This is a genomic window from Xanthomonas sp. D-36-1 (assembly GCF_017746155.1).
In the GTDB taxonomy this organism is placed as follows: domain Bacteria; phylum Pseudomonadota; class Gammaproteobacteria; order Xanthomonadales; family Xanthomonadaceae; genus Xanthomonas; species Xanthomonas cissicola.
This window is the reverse complement of record NZ_JAGHWR010000004.1, coordinates 1-18858: the sequence shown is the minus strand read 5'-3', so window position 1 is coordinate 18858 and position 18858 is coordinate 1. Positions and strand designations below refer to the sequence as shown.

The window sequence follows — 18858 nt, the reverse complement described above, 5'->3', positions numbered from 1 at the left end:
GGTCGGCGTACGGCGCCATTGCCGGAGCGGCGCCAAGCGGGAAGTGAGGTGGCGCACGCATCGCCGATCGATGCGCGCCTTGCTGGGCTCGAGCACCTCAACGCATGCCGCGCGTCAGTGTCAGTGCTGCCGCCGTGATCACCTTCGCGTCATCGTCCGTCGCGTCCGCTTGGCTTGACGACGGCCTACGCAATCCTCGATGACCTCCCGGTTTGCAGCAGCACGCTCGTACCCAATTCGCCCAGGCACGCGCACAGCGTGCAGCGTGCACAGCCACGATCGGCAGCGCTACAGCGAAAAACCCAGCAACACCGGGTCGTGATCGGAACTGCGCCACGGCCCGGGCAGGTTGCGCTTGGCGTAGCCGGCGGCGTCCATGACATCGGCATTGATATGCCATTCGGCCGCGCCCCGCAGTTGCTTGGCCATCGCCGGGCTGAGCAGCGCATGGTCCAGCCGCCCGCTCAGGCCGTCGTAAACGTAGCTGTAGGGCTGCTTCACACCGGCCACTGCAAACGCGTCCTGCCAGCCGCTGGCGCGCAGGCTGCGCATCGGCATTTCCATCGCATAGGCATTGAAGTCGCCCAGCAGCACGGCGAGCTTGGTCTGCGCACCAGTGGGGTCGGTCTGCAGCCACTGGTGCAACCGCTTGGCCGATTCGGTCCGGGTGGCATTCCAGCAGGCCTGGCCGTCCTGCTGATCGGCGTCGGCCCCGCTGGCGTTGCCGCAGCCCTTGGACTTGAAGTGATTGGCGACCACCACGAAGGTGGCTCCGCGCGCACTGCGGAACGCCTGCGCCAGCGGCACGCGACTGTGGTTCTCGAACGGCCCGCCGGTCAGCGTGGCCGGCTTGCCGACCGGGGTGACCTGCGAGCTGCGATAGAGGATGCCGACCCGGATCGCATCGTCGCCCGGGCCGCTGCCGGTATCGACGAACTGCCAATCCTTGTCCTTGCCGGCAGCGTTGAGCGCGGCCACGAGTTGCGATACCGCCGCATCGGCGCCGTTGCCGTCGTTTTCCACTTCCATCAACGCAGCCACGTCGGCACCCAATGGCACGATGGTGGCGACCAACTTGGCCAGCTGCGCCTGGAATTGTTCGTGCGTGCGTGCGCCACGCTTGGTCGGGAAGCCACCGCCACGGCCATTGCCGTTGAAGAAATTCTCCAGGTTGAACGAGGCGATACGCAGATCGCCGCCCACCTGCGGCGCAACGGCTGTGGGCATCGCCGGCAAGGTCAGTGGACCCAGCACCTGGATGCGGTAGTTGCCGTCGTAGCGTTGGTCGACGATGCCATCGACCGATTTGAGCAGGCTGCCGCTGCGCAACACCGGATCGGCCGGCAGATACGACACCGTCCTGGGGCTGCGGCCGTTGCGCGCATCGTCCAGCAACACGCGACGGCGTGCGTTATCGGCCTGCGCCTGCACGAACGCCGGCGTGCCGGCAGCGGCGACCTCGCTCGGCTGCCACAGGCGTCCGCCGAACGCGGCGACCAGCTCGCCGTCCGTGTCCAGGCGGTCGCTGCCATTGAGCGTGAGCGAGGCGATGCGCACGTGCTCGCCTTCCAGCGCTTCCCAGTTGGCCGGCGGCCCGCTGAGCATGCGTACCGGCACCGGCTGGCCACTGGCAAGCCGCTCGATGCTGCTGGCGTCCACGCTGGTCAGGCTCGCCTCGCCACCTGCCGAGACCTCGCGCACGGTGCCGACGATGCGCACGCGGTCGCCCACCGCCAGTTCGGCATTGCCGGCCCCGGTGACGAACAGGCCATGCGAGCGCCGCGGCTCGAAGCCGGGCTGCTGCACGAACAGGCCGGCCAGCCCCACGCGCGTATCGGCGGTGACGATTCCTTCCACCTCCACCACCCGGCCATCGTACGGGCTGCGGCTGTCTTCGCCCTGCACGTCGGCAATCGAGAGCCGCTGCGCGGCACCATCGGCAGCGCTGCACAGCAACGGAGCCAACAGACCAACCAAACCGAGCACAACCAGCGGGCGAGGCGACATCGAACGACTCCAGTAAGTGAATCCAAACGCAAACGCCGCCCGGAAGGCGGCGCGTGATAACGAAAGCGCAGAAACAGGCTAGCAAACCAGGGGGAATGACCGCCAGGCACGTGCGCTGGGCAACCGTGATGCGGCTATTGCGTGCCCCAATGCAGTGCTGCAGCGCCTACGCACGATCTGCACGCGACGCGCTCCATGGCAACGCAACGCGGGCGATAAGCTGTATCAGGCGCGAATCGCAGACCCATCTTCCCCGGCAGCTTGCCAAGCCCTTACTTGAGGTTGCCCAGCATCCAATCGACGGTGGCGCGCACCTGCTCTTCGGTCAGTGCCGGGTTGCCACCCTTGGGAGGCATGATGCCGCCATCCGGACCGGTGTAGCCCTCGATCGCGTGTTTGTACAAGGTGTCCTTGCCCTGGGCGATGCGTGCATCCCAATGCGAATGGTCCAACGTGGGCGCCTTGCCGACACCGGTGGTGTGGCAGGCGGTGCACAGATTGTTGAAGATGGTCTTGCCGTCGGTCGTACCGCCGTAAGCAGACTGCGAGGCGGCCTTGGCCAGCGCTGCGGCCTGGGCTGCGGCCTGTGCGGACGCGCCAGTCGCACCGGCATAGACCGCGCCGACAGGCGCAATGCGTTGCAGCACGCGTTTGGCGGCAGTCGGCGAGACTTCGTCGGGGATGGCGCGTTGCAAATACGCTGCCAGGGCGATCAGGCCCAGGGTGATCACCACGAGTAAACCGATCACCATCGAGAATTTTTTCAGGAACTCGAGGTCGTAATTCCGCACGCGCTCACCCCTGGCTGTTGGTCGAAGACCTCTGCTAGCGCCGGAGTATAGAGCACACTTTGCGCCAGTCTGACCAGCCTGCATGACAGTTTTCGCAGAGGTGGGAGCTGCACGCCCGGCGGGCGGACGCTCCTGTCCACGGGCACGCTCGCCTCGTCTGGTCAATTGCCGCAGCGCCGCATGCCGCGCATTGGTCTCCGTTGTGGGAATTGCGTATCATTCCCAACAACTACGGTGGCGCGGTTCTCGCCTCGCCGGTCCCGTCCCTGAGGAGTCGCCGCGATGAAATCCTTCCTGCTGTCCTGCCTGGCCTTGGCCAGCATCAGCCTGTCTGCCCAGGCCCACGAAATCTGGATCGAGCGCGACGGCAGCGGCCCGGTGCGCATCTTCTTCGGCGAGCCGGCGCAGGAAGCGCTGGACCACGGCCAAGACGAGATCAAGCGCGTGGTCAAGCCGAACGTATTCGGCACTGCCGGCAAGGCCGGCCCGCTGCAGCGCGGTGCCGAGTTCCTGACCGCGCCGCTGGCCGGCAGCGGCGATGCGTGGTTGAGCGACGACAGCGTGTTCGAGCCATGGAAGGGGGAAGCCGGCGGCTTCGAGACAGTGAGCTATTACGCACGCGCCGGCCGTACCACACCGGCTGCAAAGCTCGATTTCGAACTGGTCCCCACCGCTGCCAATAGCAATACGCTGACCGTGCTTTATCGCAACAAGCCACTGCCCAAGGTGGAAGTGACGGTGATCGACCCGCAGAAGTGGCAGAAGACGCTGACCTCCGATGCCAAGGGCCAGGTGACGCTGCCCAAGTTGCGCGCTGGCCGCCACATCCTGGTAGCCACCAACAAGGAACCGGTGCAGCGCGAGATCGCCGGCAAGCAGGTGTCGATGGTGCATCACATCAGCACGCTGACGTTGCTGGCCGAGTAAGCATGGTCGGCACGCCTCCCGCGCACGCATGGAACAGGCGCCGTCGCTGCGTCGCGGCGACGCCTGGCTTGCCCGTTCCACGCCCCACGCGGTGGCCACTTGCGTTTGCCGGCCCACCCGGCTCGGCAACGTTGCGCTGCGGTGTGGCGGTTGCTCCACGTCCATCGCGCACGGTGGCGTGATGTCCAGCGCATCGCCCTTGCCGCTTGCCTGGTTCAGGCGCCCCTGGCTGGGGGTGCTTGCGCGCACGCTGGCAGCCATCTTCGGCGGCTACGCGCTGGCCAGCGCCACCAATCTGTTGTTGGCGCTGGTGTTGCCGATGCCGCGCAGTGAAGCGGTATTGAGCAGCATGCTGATCGGGATCGTGGTGTGCGCGTGTGCGCCGTTATGGGCCTTCGCCACCGCCAGCGTGTGGCGCGCCTGGGCCGGCATCGCAGTGCCGGCGGCGCTGATGTTTGCGCTGGCCGCGTGGCTGCAACGGAGCGCGACATGAAGCAGGGCTTTCGCCAGTCGATAGCGTGGCTGCATACCTGGACCGGGCTGCTGGTCGGCTGGGTCTTGCTGCTGATCTTCATGGGCGGCACGGCCAGTTATTACCGCGACGAAATCAGCCGCTGGATGCGCCCGGAGTTGCCCACCACCACGGTGAGCACCGCCACTGCGCTGCGCAGTGCCGAGCAGTATCTGCAGACACACGCAGCCGATGCAGTGAGCTGGAACATCACCTTGCCGGATACGCGCACTCCGGTGGTGAGCATGTACTGGCAGAATCCCGCGCCCGCCGACGGCAAACCTGTCGATCGCCGGCAGATGTACGGCACGGCGATCATCGACCCGGCTACCGGCAAGGACATCGCCGCACGCGACACGCTGGGCGGCGAATTCTTTTACCGGCTGCATTTCGACCTGCATTACGTGCCGGTGATGTGGGCGCGCTACATCGTGGGGTTCTGCGCGATGTTCATGCTGGTGGCGATCATCAGCGGGGTGATCACGCACAAGAAAATCTTCAAGGACTTCTTCACCTTCCGCCCCGGCAAGGGGCTGCGGTCATGGCTGGATTTCCACAACGTCAGCGCGGTGACCGCGTTGCCGTACCACGCGATGATTACCTACACCGGCATCGTGACCTTGATGTTCATGTACCTGCCGTGGGGTATCAAGGCGCGCTATGCCGGCGATGAAATGCGTTTCTACGACGAGGCGGCCAATCGGGTGGCCGATACGCGCAAGGCCGCGGGTGTACCGGCACACATGCTGCCGCTGGAGCAGTTCGTGGCACGTGCGCGCAGCGATTGGCGTGGTGGCGAGGTGGGCAGCGTGGCGGTGTCACTGCCCAACGATGCGCATGCTGCCGTCGGGGTGAGTCGATTGGCCGACAACCTCTCCACCGACGTGCCTTCCATCCTGTTCGATGCCGTGAGTGGCGAGCGCCTGCAACGCAGCGGGCCACCGGGCGGTGCCAGCCAGACGCGCGGGGTGATGGTGGGTCTGCATCTGGCCCATTTCGCCGGGCCATGGCTGCGTGCGCTGTTCTTCGGCTCCGGCCTGCTGGGCTGCCTGATGGTGGCCAGCGGCGTGGTGATGTGGGCGGTGAAAGAACGCCCCAAACATCTGAAGGCGGGGCGCATCGGCTTCGGCCTGCGCCTGGTGGACGCACTCAACATCGGCACCGTGGCCGGTTTGCCGATCGCCTTTGCCAGTTTCTTCTGGGCCAACCGCGTGTTGCCGGTGAGCCTGGATGCGCGCGCAGCGATGGAGGCCAATGTGTTTTTTGCTGCGTGGGCCACGGCGTTGCTGGCTGCATTCGTGTGGCCGCGGCGTGCGATGTGGAGCTGGCAGCTATATCTGGGCGCGGGATTGTTTGCGCTGGTGCCGGTGCTCAACGCAATCACCACTGATGTGCATCTGGGCGTGACGCTGCCGGCCGGGCAGTGGACACTGGCCGGTGTGGATCTGGTGTGCCTGTTCCTGGGTCTCTGCCTGGGGATCGCCGGCGTTCGCCTGCAGCGTTGGAAAGCGCCGCAGCCGGCTTCGGCGCGACGCGCGCGCGCTGCTGCCGCAACACCTGCACCGCCAGCCGCGCCGCTCCAGGAAAGCGCATGAGCGTGCTGTTATTGCTGGCGTTGAATTTTTCCGGCTTTGCTGCCCTGTGCCTGGCGATGGACAAGCATCAGCAAGAGTTGCGCGGCCGCCTGCTGGGCACTACACGATCGCGCCAACTGCGTGTATTGGGTTGGTTGCTGCTGAGTGTCACCTTCGCGTTGGCGGTGCATGCGCAGGGCTGGGGCATCGGCGCAGTGCTGTGGCTGGGCACGTTGACCGCCAGTGCGGCGGTGCTGTCGCTGTGGCTGCTGCCGTATCGGCGCAGCGCGATCGTGCCGGCCGCGGTGGCTGCGCCAGTGCTGGCGGGCGTGGTGCAGGTGCTGATTGGTTGAAGGTTGGTCGCGGCTAACCAGATGTCTACCGCGTGCGTTTGCATGCCTAACCGGCGTCAACGATCAGCATAAAGAGTACGAGCGACCGGCCGATGGGCTCGCCGAGCTAACGCGAGAGGCGATGGACTTGATCGTCAATCTACGCGTGCGCTGGTTCCGTCAGTCGTGTTTCTGGAGGGCGACCGCGTCTCCTGCAGCGCGAGGCGTTGAGACCCTCCTCGCTACGCATTGGATTATCGCCACAAGCACGTGCCGTGACGTTCGCGATACCGATGTCGAATGACGCGCTGCACGTGGTGCGCGCACATCAGCGCGTGCCGAGTCACACCACCGTCGGCGGATCGCCCCAACTGCGGCCATCGCGCGGCAGGCGGCCATCGTCGAGGACGCGGAGGACGCGCTCGGGCTGCAGCATGTCCAGAAACAGCACCACGTTGACGCCTTCGGGCCGCGCCATGCTGGGGAAGATCACGCCGGGGATCTCCGCTTCGCGCAGCAGGTCGCCGAGCACCCAGCTCACCGGTTCGATCTTGTTGACCAGCGCCTTGCGCCAGTCGTCGGCCCAGTCGGCCCACACCGCATCCCAGCTGGCATCGAGCAGACGCAGATCGGCCAGTGCCGGAAGATCGGCGGCGTAACTGACCAGTGTCAACGGTGGCAGGAACGGAGCGGCCTGGGCATATTCGGCCGCGGCGGTTTCCAGTTGCAGCGACAGATAGAGCGCCGGCTGGCCGAAGCGATTGAAGCGCCCGCCCGAGCGCGCCGCACCGGCACCGCTCAGCGGTTCGGCGGCCCAGCGCGGGGTAAAGGCGCGATAGAGCGTGCAGTGCGCCGGGGCGCTCAGCTTCAACCGGCGGACCCTGCGGCGACCGTGCGCAGATAGGTCAGCGCATCGTCGGTACGCCCCTGCTTGACCACTTCCAGCAAGGTGGCGAACTCGAACGCGGGGATCGGCGTGTTCTTGAGATGGAACACGACCTGGCGCTCGTCCGGTTGCACCTGCGCCATCGCCACCAGCAGCCGCGACAGGTTACGCAGCAAGTCTTGGACGCGCGGGCTTTCCGGGTGCACGCGCAGGCTGTTGCGGTGCACGCCGGCCAGGTCGGCGAGTTCCTGTTGCGAAAGATCCAGCAGACTGGCCATGGCCGAGGGCGACAGGATGGTCCGGTCCGGCACCCGCAGACGTTCGGTCAAGGCCAGTGGATTGAGAACGGCGACCATCGCACGGCTCCGGCAACGTAGGCGCACAGTATATGCACAGTCGGCTGCATCTGGAAGGCACATCCGTATGTGCGGTCAGTGCACTGTCAGCCGCTCGCTTGCGCTGCCCCCACCGCGCGCAGACAGAAGCCGCAGATCGCTTCGACCAGTTGCTCGCCCTGTTGCGGGTCGCCACGGCTGGGGGCGATCGGCCCCACCAAGGCCTCGGTAAACGCGCCGACGATGCAGGCAGCCGCGGCGTCCAGCGACTGCTGCGGAAACTCCCCGGCCGCCACGCCTTCGGCAAGCAGCTGGCGAAACACCTCACCGAAGAGGCGGCGGCCGCGGATGCGCTCGGCGTCGACCTCGCTCTCCACCGGCTCGGCGATGAAGGCGTATGCCAGCGCCGGCCCGGCCAGCGCCCGCCGTACGAAGGTGGCGATCGCGCTACGCAGGCGCTCGGCCGCGCTGGCCTGGGTGGCGGCGATGGCACGCAGGATGGCCATTTCACGCTGCACCGCCTCGTTTAGAACTTCCACGAAAAGTTCGGCTTTTGACGGGAAATGTCGATAAATCTGCCCGGTCGATACGCCCGCAGCCGCGGCCACCGCGGTGACCGGTGCATTGCGGTAGCCGCCTTCGGCGATCAGGACGCGGGCCGCGTGCAGGATCCGTTCGCGATTGCCGGCCAGGCGTTCTTCCATAAGGGCGGAGCGTCGATAAGCCATGGTGTGATTCTTGGTTCAATAGTTGAATTTTAGTTCACTTTTTTGTTGTGGGCCGCTAGTCTGGCCGCATTCGCCGCGCGGTCCGCCCGCTCCCACCCGGCACATCCCGATCCCTGTGGAGTTGTTGCATGCATGTGCCGTCCTTGAACTTCGAGCTTGGCGAAGAGATCGACCTGCTGCGCGAAAGCGTGGCCGCCTTCGCCAGCCACCATATCGCTCCGCTGGCCGCGGCAGCCGACCACGATAACGTGTTCCCCGCCCAGCTATGGCGCCTGCTCGGCGAACAAGGCCTGCTGGGCCTGACCGTAGAAGACGCGTACGGCGGCAGCGGCATGGGCTATCTGGCGCATGTGGTGGCGATGGAAGAGATTTCGCGTGCTGGCGGTGCGATCGGCTTGTCGTATGGCGCGCACTCCAATCTCTGCCTGAACCAGCTGCGCAAGAACGCCAGCCACGAGCAGAAGCAACGCTACCTGCCCAAGCTGTGCAGCGGCGAGCATGTGGGCGCGCTGGCGATGAGCGAGGCCGGTTCCGGCTCGGATGTGGTGTCGATGAAGCTGCGCGCCGATGCGCGCGGCGACCGCTACGTGCTCAACGGCAGCAAGATGTGGATCACCAACGGCCCGGATGCCGACGTGCTGGTGGTGTACGCCAAGACCGACCCGGACGCCGGCGCGCGCGGCATCACTGCCTTCATCGTGGAAAAGGGCATGCCGGGCTTTTCCACCGCGCAGAAGCTCGACAAGCTGGGCATGCGCGGCTCCAACACCTGCGAGCTGGTGTTCACCGATTGCGAAGTACCGGCGGAAAACGTGCTCGGCACGCTCAACGGCGGCGTACGCGTATTGATGTCCGGGCTGGACTTCGAACGCGTGGTGCTGGCTGGCGGCCCGCTCGGGCTGATGGCCGCAGCGATGGATGTGGTGCTGCCGTATGTGCACGAGCGCAAGCAGTTTGGCGAGCCGATCGGCACCTTCCAGTTGATGCAGGCCAAGCTGGCCGACATGTATGTGGGGCTCAATGCCTGCCGCGCGTATGTGTATGCGGTGGCACGCGCCTGCGATGCCGGGCGCACCACCCGCCAGGACGCAGCCGGCGCCATTCTTTACGCCGCCGAGAAGGCAACCTGGCTGACCGGCCAGGCCATCCAGGTGCTGGGCGGCAACGGCTACATCAACGACTATCCCACCGGACGCCTGTGGCGCGATGCCAAGTTGTACGAAATTGGCGCGGGCACTTCGGAGATCCGCCGCATGCTGATCGGCCGCGAGTTGTTCGAACGCACCGCCTGACGGAGCCACCATGAGCGTGATCGATAGCCAGCTGCAGGTCAGCGGCGAGACTTTTCAACACAACGCTGCCGCGATGCGCGCGGTGATCGACGACCTGCGCCGCACCCTCGCCCAGACCGCCCGCGGCGGCAGCGACGCCGCACGCGCCAAGCACACGGCACGCGGCAAGCTGCTGGCGCGCGAGCGCATCGATGCCTTGCTGGATCCAGGCAGCGCCTTGCTGGAAATCGCGCCATTGGCCGCCCATGGCATGTACGACGACCAGGTCCCGTGCGCGGGCGTGGTGGCCGGCATCGGCCGCGTGTCCGGCGTGGAATGCGTGATCGTCGCCAACGACGCCACCGTCAAGGGCGGCACCTATTACCCCGTGACGGTGAAGAAGCATTTGCGTGCGCAGGAGATCGCGCAGCAAAACCGGCTGCCGTGCATCTATCTGGTCGATTCCGGCGGTGCATTCCTGCCGTTGCAGGACGAAGTGTTTCCGGACCGCGACCACTTCGGGCGCATCTTCTACAACCAGGCCACTCTATCCGCCCAAGGCATCCCGCAGATTGCATGCGTGATGGGATCGTGCACCGCTGGCGGCGCCTATGTGCCGGCAATGAGCGATGAGACGGTGATCGTGCGCGAGCAAGGCACCATCTTCCTGGGCGGCCCGCCGCTGGTGAAGGCCGCCACCGGCGAAGAGGTCAGTGCTGAAGACCTGGGCGGCGCCGATGTGCATACGCGCATCTCAGGTGTGGCCGATCACTTCGCCGACAACGATCTGCAGGCGCTGGCGCGCGTGCGCGCCATCATCGCGCAGCTCAACTGGCGCAAACCTGCCGCGTCGTTGGCGCTGCAGGCACCATTGCCGCCACGCTATGCTGCGGACGAACTGTACGGCGTGATTCCTGCCGACACGCGCAAGCCGTTCGATGTCCGCGAAGTGATCGCGCGCATCGTCGACGATTCGCGCCTGGACGAATTCAAGCCACGCTATGGCAGCACGCTGGTCACCGGGTTTGCGCACCTGCATGGCTACCCGGTCGGCATCATTGCCAACAATGGCATCCTGTTTTCCGAGTCTGCGCTCAAGGGTGCGCACTTCATCGAGCTGTGCACGCAGCGCGGCATTCCGCTGGTGTTTCTGCAGAACATCACCGGCTTCATGGTCGGGCGCAAATACGAACATGGCGGCATCGCCAAGGACGGCGCCAAGCTGGTGATGGCGGTGGCCTGCGCCAAGGTGCCCAAGTTCACCGTGGTGATCTGCGGCTCGTTCGGTGCGGGCAACTACGGCATGTGCGGGCGCGCGTACTCGCCGAACTTCTTGTGGATGTGGCCGAACGCGCGCATCGGCGTGATGGGCGGCGAACAGGCGGCCAGCGTGTTGGCCACCGTGCGCCGCGATGGTATCGAAGCCAAGGGCGGTACGTGGTCGGGCGAAGACGAGGATGCGTTCAAGGCGCCGATCCGCGCGCAGTTCGAGCAGCAAGGCCATCCGTATTACGCCAGTGCTCGGCTGTGGGACGATGGCATCATCGACCCGGCCGATACGCGCCGCGTGCTGGGGCTGGGATTGTCGGCGGCCCTGAACGCGCCGATCGAACCCACGCGCTTTGGTGTGTTTCGCATGTGAGGTCATGGGGTGCACTGCAGCCGCAGTTCTGCGTGCTGGGCTGCCCGTGCTGGTGCGCAGGCTGGAGTGAGGTTCTGTCGTATGCGTGCCGGCAATCGCGGACGTTTGCGCAGGTGGCTTGCAGCCACACAACGCCGCGTGACAACCAGCCTGCTTGCACTCGATGTCCGTGTGCAACAGACAAGCCGTTTATCTTCGTAAGACGACCCGCCGCTACGGCGACGTGCAGAGACTGATCCGATGACCCAGCGCGACCCTATCGCCGCAGCAACGCAAGCGCCCTTCGACAAGATCCTGATCGCCAATCGCGGCGAGATCGCCTGCCGGGTCATCGCCACCTGCCGCGCCCTGGACATTGCGACGGTGGCGGTGTACTCGGATGCAGACCGCAGTGCACGGCATGTGCGCATGGCGGACGAGGCGGTGCATATCGGCGCCGCCCCCGCGCAGCAGAGCTATCTGCGTGGCGAAGCGATCCTGCAAGCGGCACGCGCCACCGGTGCGCAGGCGATCCATCCCGGTTATGGCTTCCTGTCGGAAAACGCGGCATTTGCCGAGGCCTGCGCGCACGCTGGCATCGTCTTCATCGGTCCGCCGGCAGCGGCGATCCGCGCGATGGGCGACAAGAGTGCGGCCAAGGCATTGATGCAACGGGCCGGCGTGCCGCTGACGCCGGGTTACCACGGTGACGAGCAGGCGCCGGCATTCTTGCGTGCGCAAGCCGATGCAATCGGCTATCCGGTGTTGATCAAGGCCAGTGCTGGCGGTGGCGGCAAGGGCATGCGCCGTGTGGATGCCAGCGCAGCGTTCGACGATGCGTTGGCCAGTTGCCAGCGTGAAGCGCAATCGGCATTCGGCAATGCGCACGTGCTGGTGGAAAAATATGTCCAACGGCCACGGCACATCGAAATCCAGGTGTTCGGCGATACGCATGGCGAGGTGGTGTACCTGTTCGAACGCGACTGTTCGGTGCAGCGCCGCCACCAAAAGGTGCTGGAAGAAGCGCCCGCGCCCGGCATGAGCGAGGCCAGGCGCGCCGCGATGGGCAAGGCGGCGGTGGATGCGGCGCAGGCGGTGGGCTACGTGGGTGCCGGCACCGTGGAATTCATCGCCGGCCCGGACGGCGATTTCTATTTCATGGAAATGAACACCCGTCTGCAGGTGGAGCACCCGGTGACCGAATTGATCACCGGCACCGATCTGGTCGAGTGGCAATTGCGGGTCGCCGCAGGCGCGCGCTTGCCGCGCAGGCAGCACGAGCTGCGCATCCACGGGCATGCGCTGGAAGCGCGCCTGTACGCCGAAGATGCCGAGCGTGGCTTTCTACCCTCCACCGGCACGCTGCGTCAGTTGCAGATGCCTGCTGCCAGCGCGCATGTGCGCGTCGATGCGGGCGTAGAGCAAGGCGACACCATCAGCCCTTATTACGACCCGATGATCGCCAAGCTGATCGTCTGGGATACCGATCGCCCGGCCGCATTGGCACGCATGCGCGCGGCGTTGGCGCAATTCCACGCGGTAGGTGTCACCACCAACAGTGCATTTCTGTCGCGCCTGATCGCGACCGACTCGTTCGCGTCGGCGAATCTGGACACCGCTTTGATCGAGCGCGAACACGCTGTGCTGTTTCCAGAGGCGCGCAGCCCCGACAACGCCTGGTGGTGCCTGGCAGCGGCGTTGATTGCCGATACATTGCCGGCAGTGGCCGTTGATCCGGCCGATCCGCATTCGCCGTGGCAGCACACGGACGGTTGGCGCATCGGTGCGCATGCAGCGCAGCGCATCATCCTGGAAGCGAACGGCGAGCGCCGCCAACTCGCTGTGCGCCCGGATGCCGATGGCTGGCAAGTCACCAACGCAGACCAGACCCATACCTTGCGCTACCACCGGCACGAGACGGGCTTGCGCGTGGAGATGGATGGCCGGCAATGGCGTGTACAGGTGTTGCGCGACGGCGCCACGCTGACCCTGATCGGGGCCACGCAGCGGGCCGTCTTCCGTCACCACGATGCGCTGGCAGAAGCCGACCAGCCCACCCAGGAGGCCGGCGGACTGACCGCACCGATGCCCGGACGCATCGTGTCCCTGCCCGCAACAGTGGGCCAGCCGGTCGCCCGTGGGCAGGCATTGGTGGTGCTGGAAGCGATGAAGATGGAGCACACCCTGCACGCGCCCAGCGATGGCACGATCCAGGCATATCTGGTGGTCGAGGGCGATCTGGTGGCCGACGGTGCGGCGCTGGTGGAATTTGTGTCCGCGTCTGCGTAGCGGCGCATGGCAGGGTGACCAACGGCACGTTCGCCTGCGCGCACGCTGCCGCTAGCGTGGCAAATCGGCCGGCTCGGCCGCCTTGCCACCGGAGTCCCCATGCATCGCCTGCTTCTTGTTTCCAGCATGCTGCTCGCGCTGTCTGCGTGCAGCGACAAACCTGCACCCGCTCCCGAGAAAGCGGCAGCACCTGCACCGGCTGCCACGGCGCCCGCGGCGCCGCCCGCGCTGATCACCCGCGATGCGCTGTTCGGCAATCCCGAGCGGGCCAATGTCAGCATCAGTCCGGACGGCAAGTACCTCAGCTGGGTGGCGCCGCTGGAAGGCGTGCTCAATGTCTGGGTTGCGCCGGTGGATGCGCCCGACCAGGCGCGCGCAATCACCAAGGACACCGCACGCGGCATTCGCAATTACTTCTGGACCTATCAACCCAATACCTTGTTGTATCTGCGCGACAACGGTGGCGATGAAGATTTCCACCTGTTTTCAGTCAATTTGAACGACGGCAGCAGCAAGGATCTCACCCCGTTCAAGAAGACCAATGCCGAGGTGTATCGGGTCAGCGCACAGCATCCCGAATCGATCATGGTCGGCATGAACGACCGCGATGCCAATTGGCACGACCTGTATCGCGTGGACCTGGCCTCCGGCAAGCGCACGCTGGTGCAGAAGAACACCGACAGCCTGGATGCCTACCTGCTCGATGGCGACTACCAGCTGCGCTACGCCACGCGGGCCACCGACGATGCCGGCAGGGAGTTGCTGGTGCCCGATGGCAACCGCTGGAAGAGCGTGGACCGCATTCCGTTCGAGGATGTCACCAACACCGCACCGGAGGGCCTGACCGAGGATGGCAAGACGCTGTACATGCAGGATTCGCGCAACCGCGATACCGCAGCGCTGTATGCCATCGACACGGCCAGCAACACGCGCACGCTGCTGTTCGAAAACCCGCGCGCCGACGTCGGCGCCACCTTGAACGACCCCAAGACCGGCGCGGTGCAGGCGGTGTCCACCGACTACCTGCGCGAAGAATGGAAGCCGCTGGACAACGGCATTGCCGCGGATCTGCAGAAACTCAAATCCCTTGGCGGCGGCGATGCCAGCGTGGCCGCGCGCACGCTCGACGACCGCATCTGGATCGTGGGCTATTCCGCGGCAGAGACCCCGCTCACCTACTACCGCTACGATCGCGCCGATGGGGGCAAGCTGACCAAGCTGTTCTCCGCACGGCCCGCACTGGAGGGCAAGCCGCTGGTGCCGATGTGGCCACAGGAGCTGACCGCACGCGACGGCCTCAAGCTGATCAGCTACCTCACCCTGCCGGCCGAAGCCGATGCCAACCACGACGGCAAGGCCGACAGGCCGGTGCCGTTGGTGCTGTTCGTGCACGGCGGCCCATGGGCGCGCGACAGCTACGGCTACGGGCCATACGAGCAATGGTTGGCCAACCGCGGCTATGCGGTGCTGGCGGTGAATTTCCGTGGCTCCACCGGCTTCGGCAAGGCGTTCACCAACGCCGGCAACGGCGAGTGGGCCGGCAAGATGCACGACGACCTGCTCGACGCGGTGCAATGGGCGGTCAAGCAAGGGGTCACCAAACCGGACGAGGTCGCCATCATGGGTGGCAGCTACGGCGGCTATGCCACGCTAGTCGGCATGACGTTTACCCCGGACGCCTTCAAATGCGGCGTGGATATCGTGGGCCCGGCCAATCTCAACACCTTGCTCGGCACCGTGCCGCCGTACTGGGCCAGCTTCTACAAGCAGCTGACCCGGCGCATGGGCGACCCCGCCACCGAAGCCGGCAAGCAGTGGTTGACCGACCGCTCTCCGCTCACCCATGTCGACAAGATCAGCAAGCCGCTGTTGATCGGCCAGGGCGCCAACGACCCACGCGTCAAACAGGCCGAAAGCGACCAGATCGTCAACGCGATGAAGGCCAAGAACATTCCGGTCACCTACGTGTTGTTCCCCGACGAAGGCCACGGCTTCCGCCGCCCGGAAAACAGCAAGGCCTTCAACGCAGTGACCGAAAGCTTCCTGAGCCAGTGCCTGGGCGGCCGCTTGCAACCGATCGGCGCGGATCTGGAAGGCTCCAGCATCACCGTCCCGGAAGGCGCCGACAAGATCAACGGCCTGGGCGAGGCCTTGAAGACGCATACGCAGGCGATTCGGAAGTAAGTCCACGCCGGACTTGTTCTAGCCAGGACACGAAGACCGACGGTACTCCGCCGTCGGCTTTCGCAGGCGCTACGCACCACCGCAGCGCTGCTCGGATCGTCAGCGAGCGGCGCCAGATATCGAAGGGTAAACCAGGTGTATCACGGGCAGCGACCAATTCGTCGACGGCACACGCTTCGACATCGCGAGAAAGCAAGCAGACTGACCTCACACGATTGTCCGTCGCGGCTCACGTCGCTGCGGACCAAATCGCACCAAGAGGATCCAGCTCTGCTGTCACCATGGTCGCAGCGCGCCAGCCAAAACCGCATACAGCGAGAACGCCTTGCGACGTCGGGTCCAACCCAAGCGCGCGCTCAAGATGTTTCTCGTTCACCGCACCGGTAATAAACGCACCCAAACCGAGGTCGGTGGCCGCCAGATACAGCGTCTGCGACAAGTGCCCAGCTTCCAGCGCAACCACGCGATACCCTTTGGCATGCTGTCTGTATTTCCAGAAGGTTCGATCAAAGCGCGGCACCAAGGCAACCAGCACATGCGCGTCTGCGAACCAGTGCTGCTGTCCTACAGCCTGCATAACGAAGTCATCGGAGCACGCTAGGCCTGACACACGCTCTAAGGCGTGACTATCTGCACGATAGTGGTACACGCCAGATTCCAGATCCTGGACGTTTCTCACCAAAAGATAAGCCTCGATAGGATGCAACCCGCCACCGGAGGGAACATTCTTTTTAAGGAAAACCAGGTCATCGCCCACCTTCACCTTGGCATGCGCAGCGAACACCCGCTGCAGCATATGGGCGAACGTCTGTAGAGGAACGGGCCTGCTCTGATCGAAATTACGACAGGTGACACGCCGTGCCAGCAAGTCGTCAAAATCGTTTGCGACCGTGGGCGGCAGTCCGATGAGTGTTCGATGGTCATTCGTCGGCAACACCTCCGGGGGCGCGGGCCCCAAGACACGCCGCATTGCCACCGCTGTATCGGTGCCAGAGTCCCGGGTGTTCTTGACTGCATCTACGCCATCCCATCGCGTAAATGCGTGCAGTACCGCAGCAAGCGGATGCCAGTGCGAGGCCCTCAGACGCGAATCGGCTTGAGCAAAGCTGCTGCCTTGCGTGTGTTCCTCCATCACCAGGCCCTGCGCGATCAAGCCGTCAAGCGCCTCACTGTCGTATGGCAATCGGCTCGTCCAACTGGAGGGACTCAGCTCACCCAGCAACGTCCGCTGAGTTTCTGACACTGCCACCGGGGCATCGAGATGCGGCGCCAATGCAAACCACTGCATCGAATGGTCCAAGCCATTGCCGCCTCTCAGAAGACTCTCCAACGTATAAGACACGGTCTCACGTGGCTCCAGCACGACAATTGCGCAACGCTTGACCAACATCATGTTCTCCAGCGATCTGAGGTACACCGTATGCAAAATATTTCTGCTTCAGGGATAACGCCCCGTCGCTGCCTAACTTGAGCCCAATGCGTGATACCGCTCAAGCCGGCCACCTTAGGGCCGCTATGTGTTACTTGATCCCACTGAGGTGCCATCGATGCCAATGCTGAAGCTTGAACCTGCTGTCGCAAGCAACCTGATCGATCTACTGTCTACCGACGATGCCTTTCGTGCATTATTCGTCTCCGACACATTAGAGGCACTGCGACGGGTTGGGCACATCGCCGCACCTGGCGACGACATCGAGGCATTCGTTCGCGATTGCGCATGCAATATCCAGTTGGCCGATAAGGATGTAATCGCAGGTGCGCGTGAGCAGATCAACACCATGCTGACGTCAGGGACCTCACACATCGTCCCTCAGCTGGATGCCGGTTACAACGGCGATAGGACGCTCAAATAAAGGACAGTTTTCTGGCAGGCTGCAGGTTTACCCCTGCGCCTCTGCTATCCACGAATCTTCCGCTGTTCTCAGATCGACCAGATTGAGCGGCTGCAGACAGTACCCGCATTCGATCTCCGCGTAAGCCAACCCTCGATGCTGGCGGATCCAGTCGTGTTGAATGCGTGCATCTGCGTTACGCTGTCCAAGTCGGGCAGCGCGCATTGCGGTTGCCCGTGTCTGGAATCGCGACATCGAATCCAGATAGGGACTGAGCATGCGGAATGCATCGTCTGGCCGCTGCTCGGCCAATAGAATTTCCGCATCGACAACCGCACCCAGTTCCACCACCAAGCGGTTGGCGTACGCCAGTGGCGCCACCTTGACCTGTTGCCGGACCTTGGCGGCACCATGGGTATCGCCGGCGCGGGCCATGATGAGCGCGGCAGCCAATGCGGTGGACAAGTTGTCGATCCTATCGATTGGGACATCTGCGCCCAAATCCCGCAATGCCAACATTGCCCCCTCGTTGGCGACCTGCGCGGCTTTGGGTCGCTGCCCGGAGGCAAGCAACGCAGTCGCTAGCGGGACGTAATAGTTGATGCGATCAGTTCCTCTCCTGGTCAATCCTGCACTCAGTCCGACTTGGGCGTGCGCGACTGCGGCGTGCAGATCCCCTTCATCAAGAGCGATGGTGGTACGCGTGATGTCGGCATGGAAATTGCTCTTGTCCACTTGAGCAAGCGCATCACGGGCGCCCGAGTAGTCACGCTTCGCAGCCGCGACGGCAGCTTGACGCAGCAGCGCGCCATTCCATCCTGATCCGACCGCTTTTTTTACTGCCTGATCGGCTTGATCGTATTGACCAAGAGCCAGCAAGATACGTCCATACATATCGAGCGATACGCTGCCTGCGCCGGATCAAGAATCTGCACGCCCCAGCTTTTTACGTACAGCGCCTCGCGCGGGGGGAGCCTGGACTTGAATTGCTCGGCAACTCTGAGCGTTTCGGTCGCCTTCTTGTAATCGACATTGGCGAAATGGGCGCGCACTTGACCAAGCCAGGCCAGCGCAAAGTGCGGATCGATATCGACGGCTTTTTGGAAGAAATCCAAAGCAGCAACGTATTTCCCTTCCGAGTAACGTTGTTGTCCTAGTGCATAAGCGCGCAACGCATCGAGACTAGATGTGGTGACATCCGGCAAGGCAGGGCTGTTTTGTCGAATACTGTCGCGGTTCTCGCCGAGCTGCGTCCTCAGTTCGCCGGTCACGGTATCAACGGCAGAAAGAATCGACGGATTTGAGCCGAATGCGGTACTCACAGCGACAGTCTGCTGGGTTTTCGGGTCGACCACTTCCACGACGAAACGTGTGCGCCCCCCAACGTAACCCACAGAAGGAAGTAACACCGCTCGCGCACCGGTGCGTAATGCGACATCCGACGCGTTCTTGCGGTCCAGCGGATCTTTGGCGGGATCTTTGCGCATCAGTGCTAAGGAAGGTCTGAACAACGAGACCTGACAGGGCGGAAGGTGGCGTCGTTCCGAAGAGTGGCTTTTGGAACTTCGGA

15 protein-coding genes and 1 pseudogene are annotated in these 18858 nt (G+C 64.4%); 9 read left to right on the top strand and 7 right to left on the bottom strand.

Features of this window, described 5'->3' with window-relative positions; genetic code table 11:
* Nucleotides 1–288 precede the first annotated feature (288 nt).
* Both J7367_RS01445 and J7367_RS01440 read right to left on the bottom strand, forming a co-directional pair.
* Nucleotides 289–2007 carry an ExeM/NucH family extracellular endonuclease gene (locus tag J7367_RS01445; protein WP_057658500.1) on the bottom strand — a complete coding sequence of 573 codons (1719 nt, stop codon included), beginning with the start codon at nt 2005–2007 and terminating at the stop codon, nt 289–291.
* A gap of 272 nt (nt 2008–2279) precedes the next feature.
* Nucleotides 2280–2798, bottom strand: coding sequence for a c-type cytochrome (locus J7367_RS01440; RefSeq protein WP_022557941.1), 519 nt, complete (start codon nt 2796–2798; stop codon nt 2280–2282).
* Between the two features lie 282 nt (nt 2799–3080).
* Here J7367_RS01440 and J7367_RS01435 point away from each other — a divergent pair, with 282 nt between their 5' ends.
* The 4 genes from J7367_RS01435 to J7367_RS01420 all read left to right on the top strand — a co-directional run bounded on the left by J7367_RS01435 (nt 3081) and on the right by J7367_RS01420 (nt 6163).
* Complete coding sequence (locus J7367_RS01435) at nt 3081–3725, top strand: DUF4198 domain-containing protein (protein WP_057658498.1); 645 nt, start codon at nt 3081–3083, stop codon at nt 3723–3725.
* Between the two features lie 181 nt (nt 3726–3906).
* Nucleotides 3907–4218, top strand: a complete 312-nt coding sequence (locus tag J7367_RS01430) for a DUF3649 domain-containing protein (RefSeq protein ID WP_042676199.1) — start codon at nt 3907–3909, stop codon at nt 4216–4218.
* A complete protein-coding gene (locus J7367_RS01425) occupies nt 4215–5831 on the top strand; it encodes a PepSY-associated TM helix domain-containing protein (RefSeq protein ID WP_057658496.1) in 1617 nt (538 codons plus the stop codon). Before J7367_RS01430 ends, J7367_RS01425 begins: the two co-directional genes overlap by 4 nt.
* Nucleotides 5828–6163, top strand: coding sequence for a DUF3325 domain-containing protein (locus J7367_RS01420; RefSeq protein WP_007968299.1), 336 nt, complete (start codon nt 5828–5830; stop codon nt 6161–6163). Before J7367_RS01425 ends, J7367_RS01420 begins: the two co-directional genes overlap by 4 nt.
* A 322-nt stretch (nt 6164–6485) precedes the next feature.
* On the opposite strand, the gene J7367_RS01415 is transcribed toward J7367_RS01420, so the two are convergent.
* The 3 genes from J7367_RS01415 to J7367_RS01405 form a co-directional block, all read right to left on the bottom strand.
* On the bottom strand, nt 6486–7013 hold the full coding sequence (locus tag J7367_RS01415; protein ID WP_007974984.1) for an RES family NAD+ phosphorylase: 528 nt from the start codon (nt 7011–7013) through the stop codon (nt 6486–6488).
* Complete coding sequence (locus J7367_RS01410) at nt 7010–7384, bottom strand: hypothetical protein (protein ID WP_005912295.1); 375 nt, start codon at nt 7382–7384, stop codon at nt 7010–7012. Before J7367_RS01410 ends, J7367_RS01415 begins: the two co-directional genes overlap by 4 nt.
* A gap of 86 nt (nt 7385–7470) precedes the next feature.
* Complete coding sequence (locus tag J7367_RS01405; RefSeq protein ID WP_007968293.1) at nt 7471–8091, bottom strand: TetR/AcrR family transcriptional regulator; 621 nt, start codon at nt 8089–8091, stop codon at nt 7471–7473.
* 128 nt (nt 8092–8219) lie between these two features.
* Here J7367_RS01405 and J7367_RS01400 point away from each other — a divergent pair, with 128 nt between their 5' ends.
* The 4 genes from J7367_RS01400 to J7367_RS01385 all read left to right on the top strand — a co-directional run bounded on the left by J7367_RS01400 (nt 8220) and on the right by J7367_RS01385 (nt 15456).
* Nucleotides 8220–9383 carry an isovaleryl-CoA dehydrogenase gene (locus J7367_RS01400; protein WP_007974979.1) on the top strand — a complete coding sequence of 388 codons (1164 nt, stop codon included), beginning with the start codon at nt 8220–8222 and terminating at the stop codon, nt 9381–9383.
* A gap of 10 nt (nt 9384–9393) precedes the next feature.
* A complete protein-coding gene (locus tag J7367_RS01395) occupies nt 9394–11004 on the top strand; it encodes a carboxyl transferase domain-containing protein (RefSeq protein WP_057658493.1) in 1611 nt (536 codons plus the stop codon).
* Between the two features lie 240 nt (nt 11005–11244).
* Entirely contained in the window at nt 11245–13272 is a 2028-nt protein-coding gene (locus J7367_RS01390) for an acetyl/propionyl/methylcrotonyl-CoA carboxylase subunit alpha (protein WP_057658491.1), read from the top strand.
* 99 nt (nt 13273–13371) lie between these two features.
* The gene (locus tag J7367_RS01385; RefSeq protein ID WP_057658489.1) at nt 13372–15456 is read left to right on the top strand and encodes a S9 family peptidase; all 2085 of its coding nucleotides are present in this window, start codon (nt 13372–13374) and stop codon (nt 15454–15456) included.
* A 229-nt stretch (nt 15457–15685) separates the two neighbouring features.
* On the opposite strand, the gene J7367_RS01380 is transcribed toward J7367_RS01385, so the two are convergent.
* Nucleotides 15686–16846, bottom strand: a complete 1161-nt coding sequence (locus J7367_RS01380; protein ID WP_007963149.1) for a putative peptide maturation dehydrogenase — start codon at nt 16844–16846, stop codon at nt 15686–15688.
* Nucleotides 16847–17009: 163 nt separating this feature from the next.
* Between J7367_RS01380 and J7367_RS01375 the strand changes: the two genes are divergently transcribed.
* A complete protein-coding gene (locus J7367_RS01375; protein WP_033481077.1) occupies nt 17010–17309 on the top strand; it encodes an NHLP-related RiPP peptide in 300 nt (99 codons plus the stop codon).
* Between the two features lie 27 nt (nt 17310–17336).
* Here J7367_RS01375 and J7367_RS01370 read toward each other — a convergent pair.
* A pseudogene (locus J7367_RS01370) lies at nt 17337–18784 on the bottom strand (tetratricopeptide repeat protein); the annotation flags it as partial.
* Nucleotides 18785–18858: the final 74 nt, after the last annotated feature.